The sequence below is a fragment of the Ensifer soli genome (assembly GCF_041928815.1).
Classification (GTDB): Bacteria; Pseudomonadota; Alphaproteobacteria; order Rhizobiales; family Rhizobiaceae; genus JBHFEI01.
In genome coordinates, this window is the sequence record NZ_JBHFEI010000009.1 from 17,339 (window position 1) to 38,773 (window position 21,435).

At 66.9% G+C, this 21,435-nt stretch carries 16 protein-coding genes and 1 pseudogene; 10 read left to right on the forward strand and 7 right to left on the reverse strand.

What is annotated here, in order from left to right:
• The first annotated feature begins 15 nt into the window (after positions 1 to 15).
• Positions 16 to 1,404, forward strand: coding sequence for an MmgE/PrpD family protein (locus ACEVQ6_RS14635; protein ID WP_374889750.1), 1,389 nt, complete (start codon positions 16 to 18; stop codon positions 1,402 to 1,404).
• Positions 1,405 to 1,727: 323 nt separating this feature from the next.
• Here the strand turns inward: ACEVQ6_RS14635 and ACEVQ6_RS14640 are convergent, their stop codons facing one another.
• The 4 genes from ACEVQ6_RS14640 to ACEVQ6_RS14655 form a co-directional block, all read right to left on the reverse strand.
• A complete protein-coding gene (locus ACEVQ6_RS14640) occupies positions 1,728 to 3,365 on the reverse strand; it encodes a GMC family oxidoreductase (protein WP_374889751.1) in 1,638 nt (545 codons plus the stop codon).
• A 114-nt stretch (positions 3,366 to 3,479) separates the two neighbouring features.
• Positions 3,480 to 4,241, reverse strand: a complete 762-nt coding sequence (locus ACEVQ6_RS14645; RefSeq protein WP_374889752.1) for an SDR family NAD(P)-dependent oxidoreductase — start codon at positions 4,239 to 4,241, stop codon at positions 3,480 to 3,482.
• 118 nt (positions 4,242 to 4,359) lie between these two features.
• Complete coding sequence (locus ACEVQ6_RS14650; protein WP_374889753.1) at positions 4,360 to 5,133, reverse strand: SDR family NAD(P)-dependent oxidoreductase; 774 nt, start codon at positions 5,131 to 5,133, stop codon at positions 4,360 to 4,362.
• A 31-nt stretch (positions 5,134 to 5,164) separates the two neighbouring features.
• A complete protein-coding gene (locus tag ACEVQ6_RS14655; protein WP_374889754.1) occupies positions 5,165 to 6,238 on the reverse strand; it encodes an LLM class flavin-dependent oxidoreductase in 1,074 nt (357 codons plus the stop codon).
• 308 nt (positions 6,239 to 6,546) lie between these two features.
• Between ACEVQ6_RS14655 and ACEVQ6_RS14660 the strand changes: the two genes are divergently transcribed.
• From ACEVQ6_RS14660 to ACEVQ6_RS14680, 5 genes are read left to right on the forward strand one after another with little or no spacing between them, the layout of a single operon-like run.
• On the forward strand, positions 6,547 to 7,674 hold the full coding sequence (locus ACEVQ6_RS14660) for a sugar ABC transporter substrate-binding protein (RefSeq protein WP_374889755.1): 1,128 nt from the start codon (positions 6,547 to 6,549) through the stop codon (positions 7,672 to 7,674).
• A 5-nt stretch (positions 7,675 to 7,679) separates the two neighbouring features.
• Positions 7,680 to 9,266, forward strand: a complete 1,587-nt coding sequence (locus tag ACEVQ6_RS14665) for an ATP-binding cassette domain-containing protein (protein ID WP_374889756.1) — start codon at positions 7,680 to 7,682, stop codon at positions 9,264 to 9,266.
• Positions 9,238 to 10,245 carry an ABC transporter permease gene (locus ACEVQ6_RS14670; protein ID WP_374889757.1) on the forward strand — a complete coding sequence of 336 codons (1,008 nt, stop codon included), beginning with the start codon at positions 9,238 to 9,240 and terminating at the stop codon, positions 10,243 to 10,245. Before ACEVQ6_RS14665 ends, ACEVQ6_RS14670 begins: the two co-directional genes overlap by 29 nt.
• 16 nt (positions 10,246 to 10,261) lie before the next feature.
• Positions 10,262 to 11,188: an NAD-dependent epimerase/dehydratase family protein gene (locus ACEVQ6_RS14675; RefSeq protein ID WP_374889758.1), complete on the forward strand. Its 927-nt coding sequence runs from the start codon at positions 10,262 to 10,264 to the stop codon at positions 11,186 to 11,188.
• A complete protein-coding gene (locus ACEVQ6_RS14680) occupies positions 11,157 to 11,930 on the forward strand; it encodes an SDR family NAD(P)-dependent oxidoreductase (RefSeq protein ID WP_374889759.1) in 774 nt (257 codons plus the stop codon). Before ACEVQ6_RS14675 ends, ACEVQ6_RS14680 begins: the two co-directional genes overlap by 32 nt.
• 91 nt (positions 11,931 to 12,021) lie before the next feature.
• Here ACEVQ6_RS14680 and hisD read toward each other — a convergent pair whose 3' ends face one another.
• A complete protein-coding gene (hisD, locus tag ACEVQ6_RS14685; protein WP_374889760.1) occupies positions 12,022 to 13,341 on the reverse strand; it encodes a histidinol dehydrogenase in 1,320 nt (439 codons plus the stop codon).
• A 158-nt stretch (positions 13,342 to 13,499) separates the two neighbouring features.
• Between hisD and ACEVQ6_RS14690 the strand changes: the two genes are divergently transcribed.
• Positions 13,500 to 14,549: a LacI family DNA-binding transcriptional regulator gene (locus ACEVQ6_RS14690; protein WP_374889761.1), complete on the forward strand. Its 1,050-nt coding sequence runs from the start codon at positions 13,500 to 13,502 to the stop codon at positions 14,547 to 14,549.
• 150 nt (positions 14,550 to 14,699) lie between these two features.
• Here ACEVQ6_RS14690 and ACEVQ6_RS14695 read toward each other — a convergent pair whose 3' ends face one another.
• Complete coding sequence (locus ACEVQ6_RS14695) at positions 14,700 to 16,472, reverse strand: hydantoinase B/oxoprolinase family protein (RefSeq protein WP_374889762.1); 1,773 nt, start codon at positions 16,470 to 16,472, stop codon at positions 14,700 to 14,702.
• Between the two features lie 4 nt (positions 16,473 to 16,476).
• Entirely contained in the window at positions 16,477 to 18,534 is a 2,058-nt protein-coding gene (locus tag ACEVQ6_RS14700; RefSeq protein ID WP_374889763.1) for a hydantoinase/oxoprolinase family protein, read from the reverse strand.
• 180 nt (positions 18,535 to 18,714) lie between these two features.
• Between ACEVQ6_RS14700 and leuC the strand changes: the two genes are divergently transcribed.
• The 3 genes and pseudogenes from leuC to ACEVQ6_RS14715 all read left to right on the forward strand — a co-directional run bounded on the left by leuC (position 18,715) and on the right by ACEVQ6_RS14715 (position 21,435).
• Positions 18,715 to 20,136, forward strand: a complete 1,422-nt coding sequence (gene leuC, locus ACEVQ6_RS14705) for a 3-isopropylmalate dehydratase large subunit (RefSeq protein ID WP_374889972.1) — start codon at positions 18,715 to 18,717, stop codon at positions 20,134 to 20,136.
• Positions 20,133 to 20,726: pseudogene (gene leuD, locus ACEVQ6_RS14710) on the forward strand (3-isopropylmalate dehydratase small subunit); the annotation flags it as partial. The gene leuC and the pseudogene leuD, both read left to right, overlap by 4 nt.
• 55 nt (positions 20,727 to 20,781) lie before the next feature.
• The gene (locus ACEVQ6_RS14715; RefSeq protein ID WP_374889764.1) at positions 20,782 to 21,435 is read left to right on the forward strand and encodes an isochorismatase family protein; all 654 of its coding nucleotides are present in this window, start codon (positions 20,782 to 20,784) and stop codon (positions 21,433 to 21,435) included.

The window sequence follows — 21,435 nt, forward strand, 5'->3', positions numbered from 1 at the left end:
AGAAGGACGACGGCCTTGACCGAACAGAAAAATCCACTTCCCTGGCTCGTCGAGCGGATTCTCGCCACCGGCTATGACGACCTGCCCGAAAACGCGGTCGCGAAGGCGAAGACCTTCCTGCTCGACACGTTCGGCGTCGGTGTCGCGGGCTGCCACGGCTTCAGGCTCGACAGCATCCTCAAGGTGGCGCGGAGCTGGGGGTCGGGCGACGAGGCGACCGTCTGGGTCGGCGGCCAGCGCCTGCCGGCGTCGGCCGCCGCCTTCGTCAATGCCTACCAGATCCACAGCCTCGAATTCGATTGCGTCAACGAGGATGCCGTGCTGCATCCGATGGCGACGATCCTGTCGGCGCTGATGGCCCATGCCGAGCGGCGCTCGAAGGCCGGCCGGCCGGTCAGCGGCAGGGATTTCCTCACCGCCGCCGTGATGGGCGTCGACATGTCCGTCTTCCTCGGCAAGGCCTCGACCGGCCCGATCGGCTTCTTCCGGCCGGCGACGGCGGGCGGCTTCGGCGCGGTGTCGGCGCTGGGCAAGCTCGAAGGCTTCGATGCCGAGACGCTGACGCGCGCGCTCGGCAACCAGTATGGCCAGGCGAGCGGCACCTTGCAGCCGCATGTGGAAGGGTCGCCGTTGCTCGGAATGCAGGTCGGCTTCAACGCGCGCTCGGCGATGGGCTCCGTCGATTTCGCCGCCGAAGGCATTCTCGGGCCGTCCGACGTGCTGACCGGCCGCTACGGCTATTTCCGCCTGTTCGAGCGCGACGCGTTCGACATCGCCCACGGTCTTAAGGAACTCGAGGCGCATTTCCAGATCGAGCGCATGTCGCACAAGCCGTTCCCCTCGGGCCGGCTGACCCACGGCGTCGTCGACGGCCTCGACAGGCTGATCGGGGCGCATGGCTTTTCACCCGACGAGATCGAGTCCGTGACCTGCACCGTGCCGCCGCTCGTCAACCGCCTCACCGGACGGCCCGACATTCCCGATCCGGCGCCGAATTATGCCAAGCTCTGCGTCGCCTTCGTCGCCGGCACCTATCTCAACCACGGCAAGGTCGATGTCGAGCATTTCATCGGGCCAGAAATGCTGCGCAACCCGCGCACGCACGCCTTCGCCTCGCGCGTCACCGTCCTTCAGGACGACAATCCGAACAACAGCGCCATGGCGCCGCAGACCGTCACGGTCCGGCTCGCCTCCGGCGCCGAGCACAGGGTGACGATGGACGCCGTCTACGGCCATCCCGACCGGGCGCTGACCCGCGCGGAACATCTCGACAAGTTCCGCCGCTGCTGGGCCCGCGTGCCGGCGCTCGACCCCGCGGCCGGCGAAGCGCTGATCGAGGTGGTGGACGCGATCGAGGACCTCGACGACGTGGCCGAGATCGTCGGCTACCTGACCGCCGCATAGCGGCGGCAACAGAAACGGCCGCGTGGGTCACGCGCCGGCTCCCGGGCGTTGAAGCACGGGACGGCGCCAGTGCCGGGCGGCTTCGTCCGCCATGGTGTTCATGCCGGGGCAGCGCGCCCCGGCGGCGCATGTCTCAGGCGCATTCCCGGCGGTCACCGGTTCACCGGGCTGCTCTGTCTCTTCCGTTTTGACGCATCGTCCGACGGCGACGCGGTCCCGCTTCGGCTGGACCTGTCTTGGAATCTGTCAGGTTCCTTCCGGACCAGGCAGGCACCCGGGTCCTTTGTTCTCGTGTGTGAGCGACAACGGCTCCCCCTTGTCCCTCACACACTCTCGCCCGCCCGGTCGACCTCCTGCCGTCGCAGCGGCTGGCGGCCGAGGATCATGTCGGCGGCCTTTTCCGCGATCATCATGGTCGGCGCGGACGTATTGCCGCTGACGATCAGCGGCATGACGGAGGCGTCGACGACGCGCAGCCCGTCGACGCCCGTCACCCGCAATTGCCCGTCCACCACCGCGCGCCCGTCCGCGCCCATGCGGCAGGTGCTGGTCGGGTGGAAGGTCGTGCTGGCATTGCCGCGCATCCATGCGTCGACTGTCTCGTCGCTCGCCATGTCCGCCTCGATGGGGGTGATGTCGCGGGCCCGGTAACGCTCGAGGGACGGCGAGCGGCCGATGCGGTGGGCGAGACGCGTGCCGTCGCGCATCACGATCCGGTCGCTCTCCGCCTCGAGATAGGCCGGGTCCATGGCCGGCGCCATGCGCGGGTCCGGGCTCCTGACCATCACGGTGCCGCGGCTTTCGGGCCTGAGCTGGTAGAAGCTGATGATGTAGCCATGCCCGCCCTGGCCCGCCCGGGTCGTCTCGAGGTTGAGGCCGGGGACGAAGGTCATGTGGATGTCGGGTTCGCCCATCTCCGGACGCGTCTTGAGGAAGCCGCCGGCTTCGAGAGGAACGGCTGCCGCCGGCCCGGTGCCGAAGAGATAGGCGCGCAGCATCGACGAGACGGCGCGGTCGGGCCGGAACAGCGAATAGAGCGTGACCGGCTCGCGGCAGGCATATTTGAGATAGACGCCCATATGGTCCTGCAGGTTGCGGCCGACATCGGGGGAGGCGACGAGGGGCTCGATGCCCGCCGCCTTGAGATGTTCGGGATCGCCGATGCCGGAGAGCTGCAGGATCTGCGGCGAATTGATCGCGCCGGCGCTGAGGACGATCTCGCGGCGCGCCCGGACGGTCGCCGGCGTGCCGCCCCTCAGCACGTCGAGCGCGACCGCGCGGCCCTTGTCGATGCGGATGCGCGCGACCAGCGTGCCCGTCCAGACGACGAGATTGGCGCGGTTTGCGGCAGGGCGCAGGTAGGCGGTGGCGGAGGAGACGCGGCGGCCTTTCAGCACGTTGAAGTCGTAGACGCCGAGGCCGTGCTGGGTGGCGCCGTTGAAATCCGCGTTCGGCGGATGGCCGAGCGCATGGCCGGCCTCGAGAAAGGCACGATAGAGCGGGTTGTCCGCCCGCGCCCGCTCGACATGCAGCGGCCCGCCCTGGCCGTGAAATGCGCTCGCCGGCCGTTCCGGATTGTGTTCGGCGCGGCGGAAATAGGGCAGGACGTCCTCATAGCCCCAGCCGCTGAGGCCGAGCTGGCGCCAGGTGTCGTAATCGCGGCGGCTGCCGCGCATGTACATCATGCCGTTGATCGAGGAACTGCCGCCGAGCACCTTTCCGCGCGGCCACCTGATCCGGCGTCCGTCGAGATGCACCTGCGGCTCGGTCTGATAATGCCAGTTGCTCGGCTTCCAGAAATAGGCCGCGCCGGCCATGAGCGGGATCGAAAACACCGGATTGCGGTCCGAGCCGCCCGCCTCGATCAAAAGCACGCGATGCCGGCCGTCCTCCGACAGCCGGTTCGCCAGCACGCAGCCGGCGGAGCCGGCCCCGACGACGATGAAATCGAACTCATCCATGAAGGAAATCCTGGAAGATGTCCCGCCGGAGCGGGCCCGCTCCGGCGCCGGACAAGACGGCAACACCAACAGCCTGATTCATTTGAGGCGAACCTGTGATGAGCGGACAGGCCGTTAGTAGGGCATCTCGGCGCCGTTCATGGCGATCGCCTGGCCGCTGATATATTCGGCCTCCGGCCGGGCGAGCCAGGAGACGGCGGCGGCGACATCGGCCGGCGTGCCGAACCGGCCCCAGGGCACGCTGGCGCGGAATCCCTCGACCACCTCGTCCGCGCTCTTGCCGGTGACCCTGGCGAAGCCGTCGGCGATGTCGCGCCAGAACGGCGTTTCGATATGGCCGGGCGTGTAGCAGTTGACCCGGATGCGATGCGGCGCGAGTTCGACGGCGAGCGACTGGGTGAACATCACGACCGCCGCCTTCGAGGCGCAATAATGCGAGAGATGGGGCGATCCGCGGCGGCCGGCGCCGGAGGATGCATTGACGATGACGCCGCCTCTGCCCTGCCGGATCATCTGGCGCGCGGCGGCGCGGGAGCCGAGGAAGACGGAATGCAGGTTGATCTCGGTGATCCGCTTCCACTCGGAGAAATCCATCTCGACGACGGGATTGATGGCGATGACGCCGGCATTGCAGACCATGATGTCGAGGCCGCCGAAGCGCGCCACGGCCGCCGCCACCGCCTCGTCCACCGACCCTTCGTCGGCCGCGTTCCCCACATAAGAGAGGAACGCCTCTGAATGCGCTTTCAGCAGGGTCGGCTTCAGGTCGAGCGACACGACATTGGCGCCGTCGTCGAGAAAGCGCTCGACGATGCCGAGCCCGATGCCGCTCGCGCCGCCGGTGACCATCACCGTCCTTCCTTCATGCGTCTTCATTCCTGATTCCCCGTTTTCGTCGATGTGACTGCGGCCCTTGGAGGAGCGGCAGGTGCAGGCCCTTGAATTGCATGCGCATGCAAAAATTCTCACGGCACGGCACCGCCCGGCTGCGGCGCTATTCGGCGGTCCAGCCGCCGTCGATCACCAGCGAGGCGCCCGTCATCAAGGCCGACGCGTCGCCGGCCAGGAACAGGATCGCGCCCATCAGGTCTTCCGGCTGGCCGACGCGGCCGAGCTTGATTTTCGACAGCACGCTTGCCCTGAAATCCGGATTGTCGAGGAAGGGCCGCGTCATCGGCGTTTCGATGAAGGTCGGACAGAGCGTGTTGGAGCGGATGCCGTAGGGCGCGAGCTCCACGGCCATGGCCTTGGACAGCCCCTCGATCGCCCATTTCGACATGCAGTAGACGGTGCGGTTGGCGGCCCCGACATGACCCATCTGCGAGGAGACATGGATGAGCGAGCCCGGCCTTTCAGCCTCGACCAGGCGCTTCGCCACGGCCTGGGCCATGATGAAGGCGCCGCGCGCGTTGATGCCCATGACCGCGTCGAAATCCGCGATCCTCGTCTCGATGAAGGGACCGGGCCTATTGGTGCCGGCATTGTTGACGAGGATGTCGAAGGGCGCCTCGGCCGCGACCGCCCGGCGGACAGCCTCCGGATCGGTGACGTCGAGGCAGAGCGGCGTGGCCCTGCCGCCCCCACGCACGATCTCGGCGGCGACGGCCTCGATCTCGCCGGGAGAGCGCGCCACCAGCGTCACCTCGGCGCCGGCCTCGGCCAGAGCGGCGGCGGCGGCGACCCCGATCCCGCGGCCGGCGCCGGTGACGATGGCGCGCTTTCCCGCAAGACCGGCGGCGGGCGTTTTCGGCAGAGGTGTCCCTGTCATCTCGATCGATCCCGGCGGCGGCACGCGGCGGTCAGGCCGCCGCCGGCCTCTCGCGGCATGTCAGCCGCGGCATGACGTTGGCGATGAAGTCCGGGACGTCGTTCTCGAAATCGGGGAAGCAGAGCGACACGCCGCCGACGCCGTATTCCGCCAGGGAATCGAGATGCCTGGCGATCGCCTCGTGCGAGCCGACGATATAGGGCACCGACATGAAGGTGGTCGTCTCCGGCGGCAGTTCCTGATAGTCGGCCCGGTTCCTGTCGAAACCGGAAACGCGCAGCCATTCCTCGATCGCCACCTCGTCGCGGTCGGCCATGAAGGTCGCCTTGCGCGCCTCCGCCTCTTCCTGCGTCCTGCCGGCGATGACGTTGAGCAGCGTGTAGGAGGTGACGGTGCGATCGTGCTCGGCCGCCAGCGCCGCGATCTTGCGGGCGACCACGCCCAGCTGTTCGGCCGTGTCGTTCATGCGGCCGATGAAGGAATAGTCCGAATGCCGGGCGACGAAGGAGAGCGCGCCCTCCGACTGGCCGGCGCTGACGATCTTCAGCGGGCGCTTCGGCTTCGGGTTGGACCGGCATTCCTCCATCTTGAAGTATTTCCCGTCGAAGGTGACGTTGTCCTCGGTCCAGAGGCGCTTCATGATGGTGAGATATTCGTCGGCATAGTCGTAGCGGTTGAGGTAATAGTCGTCGTCGCTCCACAGACCCATCTGGGCATATTCGAACTTGTTCCATCCGGCGACGATGTTGACGATGAAGCGGCCGTCGGCGATGTCGTCGATCGTCGCCGCCATCTTGGCGAGCACCGCCGGGTTCACGGTGCGCACCGCGACCGAGGCGATGAGATTGATCTTCGAGGTCACCGCGGCAAGGCCCGCCATCAGCGTGAAGGATTCCTGCGCGCCGTCCCAATGGCCGGATGCGCCGCCATAGCCGCGCCACTTGACCTGCGACAGGGCGAACTCCATTCCGGCCGCCTCGGCGGCGAGAACGACCTCCTTGTTCAGCCCCCAGGTCGCCTCGCGCCTGGACGGCATATTCTTGGCGATGATCAGGCTGCCCTTGGTGCTGGGCAGAAACAGCCCGAGTTCCAGATAGTTTGCCACCGCGATGCCCTCCGCACGAATGTAAGAATACGTATGCAGGATTTACGCATATCGAAAACCTGTCAAGGCCGATGACACGCGATCGGGTCAGATTTCCGTGACGGCGCCCGGCGCGCCCGGCCTTTTCCTGCGGCAAACGCATCGCTGGCGGGGAAAGGCAGGGCGTCGGCCGGGCGCGGCGCCAGCGCATTTCGTCATTCGCGGGAAATTCCGGTTGACAAGGCCGGGCCAGCATGGCCTCATTCTGTGAATACGAATGCAAAAGCCCGGTCATCGTGATACGGGCCCACGTACAGGGGAACTCAGGAATGTCACTCACCAACCGTTACGGTCTGCTCCTTGCCGGCGTCGGCCTGGCGCTTTCGTTCTCGGGCGTGTCCGCCCGCGCCGACGCGGTCGCCGACGGCGTGGCCCGCGCGACCGAGATCATCGAGCAGTACCGCAAGCCGCCGGTCTACACGCCGGCCGGAGAGCCTTTCGACATCAAGGCCGTCGCCGCCGGCAAGACGATGCTGTCGATCCCGAACACATCCGCCAACCAGTTCCTGAAAGGGATCATCGCCCGCGAAATCGAGGTCGGGAAGGAAATCGGCCTCGACGTGCGCGAATGGGAGAACCAGGGCCAGCCGAGCCAGTGGGTGCAGGGCATCGAATATGCCATCCAGAACAAGATCGACATCGTCGACCTGATTTCCGGCGTCAACCCGGCGGTCGTCGAGCCGCAGCTGCAGGCGGCCAAGGACGCCGGCGTCAAGGTCTTCACCTCGCATTTCTACGATCCGTCACAGCCGGCAAGCCCGCTGCTCGAGGGCGACCTGCCGGTCAGCTTCTACAATCAGGGGTGGCTGCTCGGCAACTGGATGGTCTACAAGACCAAGGGTGCCGCCAACGCGATCGTCGTCAAGTCCGACGAGGTCCCGCCGACCGCGCCGCTGGTCCAGGGCATCCGTGACGCTTTCACGAAGAACTGCCCGAACTGCACCATCCTGCAGGAAATCAATGTCGGCATCACCGAATGGGGCACCAAGATCCAGCCGTCGGTGCAGTCGGCGCTGATCTCCAACCCGACCGCCAACTATGTCATCCCGATCTACGACTCGATGAGCCAGTTCGTCGTGCCCGCCGTCGAATTGACCGGCAAGGGCGAGACGGTGAAGATCGCCACCTCCAACGGCACGCCCTTCGTCCTCGACTTCATCCGCGAAGGCAAGGTGGAGATGGACATCGGCGAGAGCCTCGACTGGATCGCCCGCTCGACCATCGACGGCTACCTGCGCAAGCTGGCAGGCCTGCCGATGCCGAAGGATATCGGCGTTCCCTACCTGATCTTCGACGCGTCCAACGTGGAATCCGCCGGCGTTCCCGCCGAGCCGAACAAGGGCTACGGCGACGACTACGTCAAGGGTTTCCACGAGACCTGGATGATGTCCAAGTAAGCGTCATGGCGGAAAGGAACCCACCGACGACAGGGGACGGGACGCAAGGCCTAGTGCCGGCGCTGCTCGTCTCCGGCGTGGCCAAGACATTCGGCGGCGCGCGCGCCCTCAAGGGCATCGACTTCACCGTCAGTGCTGGAGAAGTCCACGGCTTGCTCGGGCAGAACGGCTCGGGCAAGTCCACCTTCGTCAAGATCCTGTCGGGCTTCCACGCGCCCGATCCGGGCGGCTCGATTTCCGTCTTCGGCAGGCCGCTGGAGCTGCCGATGCGCGCGGGCGCGTTCCGCGATCACCAGATGGCCTTCGTCCACCAGAATCTCGGCCTCGTGCCGTCGCTGTCGGTGCTCGAGAACATGCGGGTCGCCTCCGTCACCGACCGGTCGAAGCGCCGGATCGACTGGCGGGCCGAACGCGTGGCGGCTCGCGCCGCGCTCGACCGGTTCGGCATCGCGCTCGATCTCGACGCGCGTACCGGCGCGATCTCGCAGATCGATCGCGCCCTGCTGGCGATCGTGCGGGCGGCGGACGACCTGCGCGCGGCGGAGACGAAGAGCGGCTCGCACGGCCTGCTCATCCTCGACGAGCCGACGCCCTTCCTGCCGCGCGAGGGCGTGGAGCGCCTGTTCGAACTCGTGCGCCAGGTGGCGTCGCAGGGCGACAGCGTCATCTTCATCTCGCACGACATCGACGAGGTGCGCGAGATCACCGACCGCGCCACCATCCTGCGCGACGGCGCCGTCAGCGGGTCGCTGGTGACCCGTGAGGCCTCCCACGACGACTTCGTCGAGGGCATCATCGGCCGACGCATCGTGCGCAGGACCTCGGTCGCGGGCGACCGCGCCAGCCGGCGCATCAAGGCGGCGATCACGGATATTTCGGAAGCCGGCCTGCATGTGCCGAGGATCGAGATCGCCGAAGGCGAGATCCTCGGCCTCACCGGCCTTCTGGGGTCCGGCTTCGAGCGGCTGCCCTATCTCGTCTTCGGCGCCACGCCGGCGAAGGGCGGGCAGCTGGCGCTCGACGGTGAGGCTTACGACCTCGCCTCGGTCACGCCCCGGCAGTCCGTCGGCCGCCACATCGCGCTTTTGCCCTCGGACCGGCCGAAGGCGAGCGGCGTTTCGAGCCTCAGCGTCGCCGACAACATGCTCGTCCTCGACCTCGACCGTTTCATGGGCAGGTTCGGCCTGCGCCGCAAGGCGATCGCCCGGCGGGCGGCGGAACTGTCGAGCGCATACGAGGTGCGGCCGAACGATCCGGCCTTGCGGCTCGGCGCGCTCAGCGGCGGCAATGCCCAGAAGGTGCTGCTCGCCAAATGGCTGATCCGCCACCCGAAGCTCCTGATGCTCGACGAGCCGACGCAGGGCGTCGACGTCGGCACCCGCCAGCAGGTCTGGGACGTGATCCGCAAGGCCGCCGCCGGCGGCGCCGCGGTCCTGTGCGCCAGCTCCGATTTCGAACAACTGGCGGATCTGTGCACCCGCGTCCTGGTCTTTTCCCGCGGGCGCATCGTCAACGAGCTCGTCGGCGACCAGATCAGCAAGGACAACATAGCGGAGGCCTGTTATGGTCACTCAAGTCTCGACGCAGCTTAGCGCCAAGCCGGCGGCGTCCCGGCAGAAGATCGGCCGTCACGTCGAGCGCTTCGCGCTCGTCGCCGTCTGGCTCGCCATCATCGTCGTCTTCTCGATCCTGCTTCCGGGGATCTTCTTCAGCTGGATGAATTTCTCCATCCTGTTCGCCACCCAGTCCCCCGGCGCGATCCTGGCGCTGGCGCTAATCATCCCGTTGACGGCGGGCGACTACGACCTCTCGGTCGGCGCGACCCTGACCATGTCGGCGGTGACGGTCGGCGTGCTCAACGTCGTCTACCAGCTGCCGATCGGTGCGGTGCTGCCGATCGCGCTCGTCTTCGGCCTGATCATCGGCCTTATCAATTCGTTCTTCATCGTCTATGTCCGCATTCCCTCGCTGGTGGTCACGCTCGGCACGACCTCGGTGCTGACGGGCCTTGTGCAGTGGATGACCAATTCCTCGACCATCGGCGGCATCTCGCCCCATCTGGTCGACATGGTGTCGCGCGGCCGGCTCTTCGGCATTTCCTATGCCTTCTACTATGTGATCGCGATCGCCATCGTCATCTGGCTGGTGTTCGAGTTCACGCCGCTCGGCCGCCGCATCCTGTTCGTTGGCCGCAGCCGCGAGGTGGCGCGCCTGTCGGGCATCGACGTCGACCGAGTGCGCGTCGGCTGCCTCGTCGCCTCCGGCGTGCTCGCCTCGGTCGGCGGCATCGTGTATGCCGGGCTGCTCGGCGCCGCCGATCCGTTTTCGGGCCTCAACTACCTGCTGCCGGCCTTCGCCGCCGCCTATCTCGGCGCGACCGCGATCATTCCCGGCCGGTTCAATCCCTGGGGCGCCGTCATCGCCGTCTATTTCCTGGCGACCGGCATCACCGGGCTGACCATGCTCGGCATCCCGCTCTGGGTGACCAGCGTCTTCAACGGCGCCGCGCTGATCCTCGCCGTCACCGTGTCGCAGTTCGCCCGCGGCCGTGAAGAAACCGACATCGGCTGACGGGAGGACACGAACCGTGAGCACAAGAGAGAAGGCCGTGTTCCTGACGGGCGCGGCCGGCTATATCGGCAGCCGCGTCCTCGCGGCGCTCGCAGCACGCGGCGACAGGGTCATCGCGACCGACGTCGCCCGCCCGCGCACGGACCTGCCGGACGGCGTGGCGTTCTACACGGCCGATGTGCGCGACCTCGTCCGGCATGCGCCGGCGGTGGCGCGCTGCGGCTCCATTGTCCATTGCGGCGGTATTTCGGGGCCGATGCTTCTTGCCGACAATCCCGCCGAACTGATCGACATCAACATGCGCGGCACGACGCAGCTCCTGTCGCTCGCCGCCGCGCACGGGATGCGCCGCGTCGTCACCCTCTCCTCGGTCTCGGCCTATGGCGACACGCCCGAGGGCATGGAGACCGTCGACGAGAGCGCGCCGCTTCGCGCCTCGACCGTCTACGGCACGTCGAAGGCCGCGTCCGACCTCGTCGTCGAGACCTATCACCGCCTCTTCAAGCTGAGCGCGGTCGCGCTGCGCATCGGCTGGGTCTACGGGCCGGGCAGGGTGACCGACGCGATCATCCAGCCGATCGTCCGCTCGGCGCAGGGCGAGGCCTATGCCATGGCCTCGGGCGCAAGCCACCGGCTGCAGTTCGTCCACATCGACGATGTCGTCGCCGCCGTGCTCGCGGCCCATGACGCACCGTCACTGGGGCAGGCCGCCTACAACATCAATGGCCGCGACACCGTGCGCGTCGGCCGGATCTTCGACCTCGTCGCAGGCCAGGTGCCGGGCGTCACGGCCACCGTCGGGCCCGGCCCGATGGAGGGCGTCGAGACACACGGCGTCATGTCGATCGCGGCTGCGGCCCGCGATCTCGGCTGGACGCCGGCGATCGCTTTCGAGGAAGGACTGCGAACCTATGTCGACTGGCTCCGGCACAACCGGTATTGAGACGGCGGCGGGCCGGCGCTTCGACGGCCATGTGATCGTCGTCACCGGTGCCGGATCGGGGCTGGGGCTGGCGACGGCCAACCTGCTTCTTGCCGAAGGCGCGACCGTCGTCAGCCTCGACCTCGCCTTTGGCGACGACCTCCACGGCGAGATCATCCGCCATACCCTCGATGTGTGCGACGAGGCTGCCTGCGCCGCGCGGATGGGCGAGATCGCCGCGCGTCTCGGCGCCATCGACGGGCTCGCCACCTTCGCCGGGATCGAGATGCCGGGCCGGATCGAGGCGCGCACGGCCGGCGACTGGCGCCGGGTCCTCGACGTCAACGTCATCGGCACGGCCAATGCCGTCGGCGCCGCCTTGCCCCATCTCGAAACCTCGCGACTGCGCTCCATCGTCCTCTGTTCGTCGCAGCTTTCCCTTTCGGGCGGGCGCGACTGCGTCGCCTATGCCGCCAGCAAGGGTGCGATCAACGCGATGTGCCGCAGCCTTGCACTCGATTGCGCCGAACGCGGGGTCCGCGTCAACGCGGTCGCGCCCGGCGCCACCGAGACGCCGATGATGACCCGCTCCTTCCGCGACATCTCCCCCGACAGCCGGGAGAAGGCGCGGCAGCGCCACCCGCTCGGCCGCTTCGGCCATGCCGACGAGACGGCGCAGGCGGCGGCCTTCCTGCTGAGCCCGCAGGCGTCCTTTATCACCGGCGTCGTGCTGCCGGTCGATGGCGGCTGGACGGCGGCCTGAGCGCAGGCTCCACCGACCCGGACACAGAGATGCGCCGCCGGTCTTCCGTCCGGCGGCGCATCCTGTTCAGAGGGAGCCCGAAGACCGGCTGTCAGAGCGCGGGTTCGCCATAGGCGACGTTCTTGCCGCCATAGCGGCGGACGCGGACATTGGCCTGCTCCGCATGGCCGACAAAGCCTTCGAGCAGGGACAGCCGCGAGCAGCGTTCGCCGACCAGGGCGCTGGCCTCGTCGGTCAGGACCTTCTGATAGGTGCAGGTCTTCATGAACTTGCCGACCCAGAGACCGCCGGTATAGCGGCCGGCCTTCCTGGTCGGCAGGGTGTGGTTGGTGCCGATGACCTTGTCGCCATAGGCGACATTGGTGCGCGGCCCGAGGAAGAGGGCGCCGTAATTCGTCATGTTTTCGAGGAAGTAGTCGGGATCGCGGGTCATGACCTGCACATGCTCGGAGGCGATGTCGTCGGCGACGGCGAGCATCTCCGCCTCGCTGTCGCAGAGGATGACCTTGCCGAAATCGTGCCAGGAGACGCGGGCGATGTCGGCGGTCGGCAACTGGCCGAGCAGCCGCTCGACCTCGGCCAGCGTGTCCATCGCCAGCCTGCGCGAGGTGGTGAGCAGGATAGCGGGCGAGGTCGGCCCATGCTCGCCCTGGCCGAGCAGGTCGGTGGCGCAGAGCTCGCCGTCGACGCTGTCGTCGGCGATGACCAGCGTTTCGGTCGGTCCGGCGAAGAGGTCGATGCCGACGCGGCCGTAGAGCTGGCGCTTGGCTTCGGCGACGAAGGCGTTGCCCGGACCGACCAGCATGTCGACCGGCGCGATCGACGCCGTGCCGAGCGCCATGGCGCCGATCGCCTGCACGCCGCCGAGAACGAGGATCTCATCGGCGCCGGCCAGGTGCATGGCGGCGACGATCGCCGGATGGGCGCCGCCCTTGAACGGCGGGGCGGCCGCGACGACGCGCCTGACGCCGGCGACCTTGGCGGTGAGCACGCTCATATGGGCCGAGGCGACCATCGGATACTTGCCGCCCGGAACGTAGCAGCCCACCGAATTCACCGGAATGTTGCGATGACCGAGGACGACGCCGGGCAGGGTCTCGACCTCGATGTCGCGCAGCGCCGCCTTCTGGTGCTCGGCGAAGTTGCGCACCTGCGCCTGGGCGAAGGCGATATCCTCGAGGTCGGCCTTCGACACTTTGGCAAGAGCGGCCTCGATCTCGGCGTCGCCGAGGCGGAAGCGCTCGGGGGACCAGGCGTCGAATTTCTCCGACAGCGCCCGCACGGCCTCGTCGCCTCGGCTGGCGATGTCGGCGAGAATGGTCTCGACCGTCCGGCGCACGCCCGCATCCGCTTCCTCGACCGCGCTCGCCCGGGCCGCGTCCTTGATGATTTCCACAACGTCACTCCTCATTTTTGCATGCGTATTCATTACTTCGGCAGGAGGGCGTCTGTCAATATTCCATCGGCTTGACGGGGCCGCCGGCATGGTGAAAAACGGGGACCACGGACTGTTCGGAAGTTGCGTTCTGCGGCGCAGCAACTACACTGGTCCCAAAGAGGACATTCAGAATGAATACGAATTCGAAGGGGACGGAGACGCGCGCCGCCTCCGTCAGGACGACATCGTTCGATGTCGCGGCACTTGCAGGCGTGTCCCAGTCGGCCGTCTCGCGCGCCTTCACGCCCGGCTCGAGCATCAAGGAGACGACCCGGCAGAAGATCCTCGACGCGGCGCGCAAGCTGAACTACGTTCCGAACTCGATCGCCAGCAGCCTGACCACCAACCGGTCCAACATGGTGGCGATCATTCTCGGAAGCCTGGAAAACCCCTTCTACGTCCACGTTCTCCACGCCTTCAGCCAGGACCTGCAGCGAAAAGGGCGGCAGACGCTGACCTTCACGCTGGGCGAGGGTATGGGCACGGACGAGGCGATCCTGCGCGTGCTGCAATACCAGGTGGACGCGGTGATCCTCACCTCGGCGCAACTGTCGACGCGGATGATCAATCTGTGCCACGACCGGGGCATCCCCGTCATCCTCTTCAACCGCTACATCCCGCACAGCGGTGCCTATGGCGTGCGCTGCGACAATGTCGGCGGCGGGCGGATGATCGCCGATGCCTTTCTGGCGGCGGGCGCCGCCTCGTTCATGATGATCACCGGCGATCCGAACGGCACGACCAGTCAGGACCGCGTGCGCGGCTTCGTCGAGCGCCTGCTCGAAGCCGGCGTGCGGCGGGATGCGATCCTCGACTATCCCGGCCGCTCCTCCTATGACGGCGGCGCGGCGGCGATCGACATGCATGCCGAGACCGGCAAACCGTTCCCCGATGCGGTGTTCGGCATTGCCGACATCATGGCGATGGGGGCGATGGACACTCTGCGCATCCGCTACGGCAAACGGATTCCCGAGGACATCATGGTCGCCGGCTTCGACGGCATCCCCGAAAGCGCGCGGCCCACCTACCAGCTGACGACGGTCAGCCAGCCGATGGCGCAGATGGTCGCGGAGACCATCGAGCTCCTGCATCTCGACGACGCGATCAAGCCGCTCGACCTCATCCAGGACCACCCCCTGCCGGGCGAGATGATCTGGGGCGCCACCGTCCCGCGCCGCTGAAAGCCGGCGTTGCCGGTCTTGACCAGAATACGGCGCTGAATGCGCATTCATGTTGGAGTGCCGTCTGGAGCGCTCTCCGATCCTTCAGCAGCGCCTCAAAAAATTGCCCGCCGGAGGGACCGGCGGGCTCCTGTTGCGATGTCTGCGGCTTTACTCGGCGGCCTCGGCCGGCGGGAAGTAGCCGAAATTGAAGGGTTCGGGTTCGCCGCGCTCTTTGCGCATGCCCTCGCGCAGCCGGGCCGTGGCGAGATCGTCGACGGTGATGTCGGCGGTCAGGACGACGCCATAGGCGTCCCGGGCCTTTTCCACAGAGACGAGGTCGTAGCGCACGTCGCGGGCGACGGTCTCGGCCGGACGGTCGAGAGGATCGCCCCAGCCGCCCGAGCCTGCCGTGTTGAAGACGACGACGTCGCCGGCATTGACCGCGAGATTGTCGATCTTCGACGGGATGCGCTCGGGCTCACCGGTGCCGCTGCGGATCAGCCATTTGCTCGACGTGCCGCCGAACTGGCCGCCATTGATGCCCCAGGGCGGCACCACCTCGCGGTCGTCATGGATCGACACCTTGCCCGGTTCGAGCACGCGATAGACCTTCTCGATGCCGGCGCCGCCGCGATTGAGCCCGGCGCCGCCGGAATCGCGGATCGGACGGTAGCTCTCGACCAGAACCGGATAGTAGTTCTCGATATATTCGATCGGCGTCGCGGAAAAGAGCGGCCACCAGGCATGGCCGTCGAGGCCGTCGCCGCGCGGACGGCCCGGTACCCCGCCGAACAGCAGTTCCATCAGCTGGAAATACTTGTTGTCCTTGTCGTGACCGGTGAAGATGAAGTGCGGGCTGGTGCCGTAGCCTGCCGCCATCGACAGGTGCGGCGCGCGCTGGCCGAGCGCGCCGGCCTGGCAGTCGAAGAAGCGCGTATGGGTGTTGAGGCGGTTCGAGAGGGCTGCGGGAAAGCGCGGATTGAGCAGGCTGCCCTCGGGCAGCACGACCTCGAACAGATCGTAGAAGCCCTCGTTGAAGAGAATCGACGGATCGAAGGCCATGATCATATAGACGCCGAAGAACAGCTTGCAGAGGCCCTCGTGAATGTGGAAGTTGATCGGCCCTTCCGCCTGGTCGTCCGTGCCGGTCCAGTCGAAGACGGCCTTGTCGCCGCGCTTGTAGATCGACAGCGTCATCTTGAAGGGACCGTTGCCGACGCCGTCGTCGTCGACATAGTCGGTGAAGGAAACCGGCTCCTCGGAGATGTATTTGTCGATCAGCACCTTCATCGCGTCGCGGGTACGCTCGAGCAGCATGTCGCAGGCGTTCATGTAGGTCTCGCGGCCGAAGCGGTCGCAAAGCTCGCGCACGCGGGTGGCGGCCGTGCGGCATCCGGCGATCAGCGCCATCAGATCCGCCCGGTTCATGTCCGGCGTGCGCGTGTTGTTGAGCATGATGTCGAGCACGCCCCGGTTCATCACGCCTTTCTCGAAGATGCGGACCGGCGGGATGCGCAGGCCTTCCTCCCAGATGCTGCGCGCGTCGAACGGCATGGAGCCTGGCACCTTGCCGCCGACATCGACCATGTGGCCGAAGATCGACGAGAAGCCGACGAGCACGCCCTCGTGGAAGATCGGCATCATCACGCACCAGTCGTTGTTGTGCGAGATGGAGCCCTTGCAGGCATAGGGATCGTTCCAGACGAAGACGTCGCCTTCGTTGATGTCGCCTTCGAACTGTTCGACGATCGCCGGGATGTAGGAGCCGAACTGGCCGACGACCATCTGGCCGCGGGCGTTGCAGATCATCGGGAATTCGTCGTGCTGTTCACGGATGACGGGGGAGAGCGCGATGCGCACCACGACGCCGTCCATTTCGAAGCGGGCGTTCTTGAGGGCGTTCTCGATGATGTCGAGGGTGATCGGATCAACGTTGCTCATGGATTCAGTTCCCCTTCGAATTCGGCCAGATCAGCAGGTTGCCGTGCCGGTCGACCTCGGCATAATGATCGGGCAAGAGCACGGTCGTCGTGTCGTACTGGCGGATGATGGCGGGCCCGGCGACCTTTTCGCCAACGGCCAGCCTGGAGCGGTCGTAGTTCGGCGTGTCGATCCACCGGCCCTTGAAATAGCTCGGTCGTGTTTCGATCAGCGCGCCGGTGTCGCCGCCCGATGCCGCGGCGGCCGCCGCCTCTTCCACCGGCAGCGTCGCGCCGGTGGCGATGACGCGCAGCGCGACCAGTTCCACCGGCACATGGAAGCGCACGCCGTAGAGGCGCTCATGCGTCGCATGGAACGCCTCGAAGACCGGGGCGAGATCGCCGCGTCCGGCGATCACATGCCTGTCGATGTCGATCGCCACTTCGAAGCCCTGCTGCTCGTAGCGCAGGTCGAGCGAGTATTTCAGCGTCCGGTCCGCCTCGGGAACCTCTTCCTCGTCGAGCCAGTGGCGCGCCTTCTCCTCGAGCTGGCCGAAGCGGTTCCAGATGTCGTTCGGGTCGAGCGCCGAGGTCGAGCGGATGAAGGTCTGCACGAATTCGTTCTTGAACTCCGACTCGAGGAAGCCGAGGGCCGAGAGAACGCCCGGATTGGCCGGGATGACCACCGGATAGCAGCCGAGCAGTTCGGCCATGGCATTGGCGTGCAGCGGACCGGCGCCGCCGAAGCCGACGATGCCGAAATCGCGCGGGTCGAGGCCGCGCTGGACGGTGATGACGCGCAGCGCGCCGAGCATGACCTCGTTGGCGATGTCGATGATGCCCTGGGCGGCATCCTCCGGCGACAGGCCGAGGGCCTCGCCGATCTTGCCGACCGCCTTGCGGGCGCCCTCGACGTCGAGCGTCATGTCGCCGCCGAGCAGCACCGGCGGCAGGTAGCCGAGCACGACATTGGCGTCGCTGACGGCGGGTTCGGTTCCGCCGCGCCCGTAGGAGACCGGTCCCGGACGGGCGCCGGCGCTGCGCGGGCCGACGCGCAGCGATTTGGTGAGTTCCGACACCTCGGCGATCGAGCCGCCGCCGGCGCCGACGGAGCGCACGTCGAGCGTCGGCACCTTGGCTGGGAAGGCGCCGACCTCCGTCGAGCGCGAGATGGTCGGCTCGCCGTCGAGGATCACGGAGACGTCGGTGGAGGTGCCGCCCATGTCGAAGGCGAGCAGCTTGCCGATGCCGGTGCGGCGCGAGACCATCACAGTCGAGGTGACGCCGCCGGCGGGCCCCGAAAGAACCGTGTGGACGGGACGCTCGGAGGCCGCCTGCGCGCTCATCAGCCCGCCGTCGGAGCGCACGATGTGGAGGCGCGCGGTGACGCCGTCGTCCTTCAGGCGGTTCTCGATGCGGCCGAGATAGCGCTTCATGATCGGTCGGACATAGTCGTTCATCACCGTCGTGATGGCCCGGTCGTATTCGCGGAATTCCGGCAGGATGTCGGACGAAACGGAGACCGGGATCTCCGGAAAGCGCTCGCGCACGATGTTTGCGAGCGCCTGTTCATGCGCCGCATTTGCATAGGAATGCATGAGAGAGATGGTCAGGGCCTCGATGCCGGAGGAGCAGAGATCATCGATGAGCCGGGTGGCGCGCTCGATGTCCAGCGCGCGCACCACCTCGCCGCGCGCATTCATGCGCTCCGGGATGCCGCGGGTGTCCGAGAGCGAGGCGAGGGGATCCGGCTTGTCCATGACGATCCAGCCGAACAGCGGCCCGGGCGTCCAGGATTTCGCCAGATGCAGCGTGTATTCGAAGCCTTCCGTCACCAAAAGGCCGACGCGGGAACCCTTGTTTTCCAACACTGCGTTCGTCGCGACCGTGGTGCCATGCAGGATCAGCGAGATGTCCTTCGGCGCGATGCCGGCCTTCTCGCAGATCAACTTCACGCCATTGGCGACGCCGATCGATTGATCCTCGGGTGTCGACGGAGTTTTGGCCTGATAGGTCTTCTTGGTCACATCGTCATGCAGGAGCAGGTCGGTAAACGTGCCCCCTACGTCGACTCCCAGTCTCATCGCTATTCCTTCCTCTTTACGTTCTTTGCCGCGTCGGCGGAAAGTTATTGCATGCGCATGCAAACTGAGTATAGTTCCGCCTGAGCCGACGACGCAAGGGTCAAAGTGAACCGGCGAAAGTCATTTTCTGATTATCCCCGCCGGCGCGGTAGCGCCGGGCGGAGAGCGTGAAGCGCGAGCATTGCATTGATCAAGCCATCGAGCCTGTATGACAAGGTCTGGGACCGCCATGTGGTGAAAACCTATGACGACGGCAGCGCCCTTCTCTACGTCGACAGGCACCTCGTCCAGGAAGTGTCGAGCCCCCAGGCCTTCGCCGGGCTGACGGAGAACGGCAGGGGCATTCGCCGTGCGGACGCCCATCTCGCCGTCGCCGACCATGCCGTGCCGACGACCGATCGAAGCCTGCCGCTGGCCGAGGGGCTCGCGCGCCGGCAGGTGGCGCGGCTGGTCGAGAATGCGCATGCCTTCGGAATTCCCTATATCCCGGTGCGCGACCGCCGGCACGGCATCGTCCATGTCATCGGCCCGGAACTCGGCTTCACGCTGCCGGGCACGACGCTTGTCTGCGGCGACAGCCATACCTGCACCCATGGCGCCTTCGGGGCCATCGCCTTCGGCATCGGCGCCAGCGAATGCGAATGCGTATTCGCGACCCAGACGCTCCGCCAGCGCCGGCAGAAGACCCTGCGGATCCGGCTCGAGGGCGAACGGCCGGAGGGCGTCGAGGTCAAGGATTTCATCCTGGCGATCATCGCCACGATCGGCGTCGGCGGCGGCGCGGGCTATGCCATCGAATATGCCGGCCCCGCCGTCGCCGCCCTCTCGATGGAGCAGCGCATGACGCTGTGCAACATGTCGATCGAGGCCGGCAGCCGCGTCGGCATGGTCGCGCCGGACGAAAAGACCATCGCCTATCTGAAAGGCCGGCCGCTCGCGCCGAAGGGCGCGCTGTGGGACCGCGCCGTTACGGATTGGCTGAGCCTCGCCAGCGATGAGGGCGCCGTCTTCGACCGCGAGGTCGTCATCGACGTCGGCGCGCTCGCCCCCTTCGTCTCCTGGGGCACGACGCCGGAGGAATGCGCGCCGATCACCGGCACCGTGCCGGATCCGGCCGCCGAGCCCGATGCCGGCCGCCGGGCGAAGATCGAGCGCAGTCTCGACTACATGGCGCTGGAACCGGGCATGGCGCTGTCGGACATCCGCATCGACCGCGTCTTCATCGGCTCCTGCACCAATGGCCGCATCGAAGACCTGCGCAAGGCGGCCGACGTGGTCTCGGGCCGCAAGGTGGCTGAGAGCGTCGCGGCGATCGTCGTTCCGGGGTCGATGGCCGTGCGCCTCCAGGCCGAAGAAGAAGGCCTCGACCGCATCTTCATCGACGCCGGCTTCGAATGGCGTGCCGCCGGCTGTTCCATGTGCGTGGCGATGAACGACGATCGCCTCGCCGAAGGCGAGCGCTGCGCCTCCACCTCCAACCGCAATTTCGAGGGGCGCCAGGGCAAGGGCGGGCGCACCCACCTGATGAGCCCGCCCATGGCCGCGGCCGCGGCGCTCACCGGCCGCCTGACCGATGTCCGCCAGATGGGGCGCAATCCGTGAAGCCATTCTCCACCATCTCCAGCGTCGCCGCCTATCTGGACGAGGATGCGGTCGACACCGACATCATCTTCCCGGCACGCTTCCTGCTGCTGCTCGACAAGGCCGGCCTCGGCAGGCATGCCTTCCACGAGCGTCGGCACAATGCGACCCCGAACCGGAAATTCATCCTCGACGTCGCGCCCTACGACCGGGCGCAGATCCTGGTCGCCCGGCGCGATTTCGGCACCGGCTCGAGCCGCGAACAGGCGGTCTGGGCGCTCGCCGATTTCGGCATACGCTGCGTGATCGCGGAAAGCTTTGGCGAGATCTTCTACGCCAACTGTTTCAAGAACGGCGTGCTGCCGATCGTCAAGTCCGGCGCCGATCTCGCAGCCCTCCGGCAGGCGGCGGGCGAGGGGCAAACGTTGACCGTCGATCTCCGCTCCCAGACGATCATCCTGTATGATGAGACCGTGATCGCCTTCGACATCGATCCCTATCGCCGGCACGCCCTCCTGGAGGGGCTCGACGAGATCGGCACGATCCTTGGCCACGACAGAGGCGAGATCGAGGCCTTCGAGGCGCGGCAGCGCGAAGAGAGCCCGTGGCTCTTTCTCGGGCGCGACGCGCTCGCCACCTTCGACGATCTGGAACGGGAGAAAGCCCTTGACTGAACAGGAAGCGCGTGAACAGGAAGCGCTCGACGCCAACTACAGCCGCGCCTTCGGCAAGCGCATCGGCTTCGGCAAGAAGCCCGCGCTGATCCTGATCGATCTCGTCGAGGCCTATTTCGACGAAAGCTGCGCGCTCTATGCCGGCTGCGAGGACGCGCTGGCCTCGGCGCTGCGGCTGCAGAAGGTCGCGCGCGACAACGGCGTGCCGGTGATCTACACGAATGTGGTCTACCGGCCGGGCGGCGTCGATGGCGGCCGCTTCTACCAGAAGTCGATGACGCTGCACAATTTCGTCGAGGGCAACCCGATGGGAAAGTGGCCGAAGGGGCTTGAGGTCGAGCCGCACGAGCTGGTGATCTCGAAGCAGTATCCGAGCGCCTTCTTCGGCACCTCGCTCGCCTCGACGCTCGCCTCGATGGGCGTCGACACGCTGATCCACACCGGCGTCTCCACCAGCGGCTGCGTGCGCGCCACCTGCGTCGACTGCTGTTCGCACGGCTTCATCCCGATCATCGTGCGCGATGCCGTCGGCGACCGCCATCCCGCGCCGCACGAGGCCAACCTCTTCGACATGGACGCCAAATATGGCGACGTCGTCGGCGAAGCCGAGGCGATCACCTACATGCAAACACTGGAAAGACCCTGA

Excerpts from the sequence above, each read along its gene's own strand:
- hisD (WP_374889760.1), bottom strand. The coding sequence starts at position 13,341 with ATGAGGAGTGACGTTGTGGAAATCATCAAGGACGCGGCCCGGGCGAGC.
- ACEVQ6_RS14695 (WP_374889762.1), bottom strand. The coding sequence starts at position 16,472 with ATGAGCAACGTTGATCCGATCACCCTCGACATCATCGAGAACGCCCTC.
- ACEVQ6_RS14680 (WP_374889759.1), top strand. The coding sequence starts at position 11,157 with ATGTCGACTGGCTCCGGCACAACCGGTATTGAGACGGCGGCGGGCCGG.
- ACEVQ6_RS14650 (WP_374889753.1), bottom strand. The coding sequence starts at position 5,133 with ATGACAGGGACACCTCTGCCGAAAACGCCCGCCGCCGGTCTTGCGGGA.
- ACEVQ6_RS14665 (WP_374889756.1), top strand. The coding sequence starts at position 7,680 with ATGGCGGAAAGGAACCCACCGACGACAGGGGACGGGACGCAAGGCCTA.
- ACEVQ6_RS14640 (WP_374889751.1), bottom strand. The coding sequence starts at position 3,365 with ATGGATGAGTTCGATTTCATCGTCGTCGGGGCCGGCTCCGCCGGCTGC.
- ACEVQ6_RS14690 (WP_374889761.1), top strand. The coding sequence starts at position 13,500 with ATGAATACGAATTCGAAGGGGACGGAGACGCGCGCCGCCTCCGTCAGG.
- ACEVQ6_RS14670 (WP_374889757.1), top strand. The coding sequence starts at position 9,238 with ATGGTCACTCAAGTCTCGACGCAGCTTAGCGCCAAGCCGGCGGCGTCC.
- ACEVQ6_RS14660 (WP_374889755.1), top strand. The coding sequence starts at position 6,547 with ATGTCACTCACCAACCGTTACGGTCTGCTCCTTGCCGGCGTCGGCCTG.
- ACEVQ6_RS14700 (WP_374889763.1), bottom strand. The coding sequence starts at position 18,534 with ATGAGACTGGGAGTCGACGTAGGGGGCACGTTTACCGACCTGCTCCTG.
- ACEVQ6_RS14645 (WP_374889752.1), bottom strand. The coding sequence starts at position 4,241 with ATGAAGACGCATGAAGGAAGGACGGTGATGGTCACCGGCGGCGCGAGC.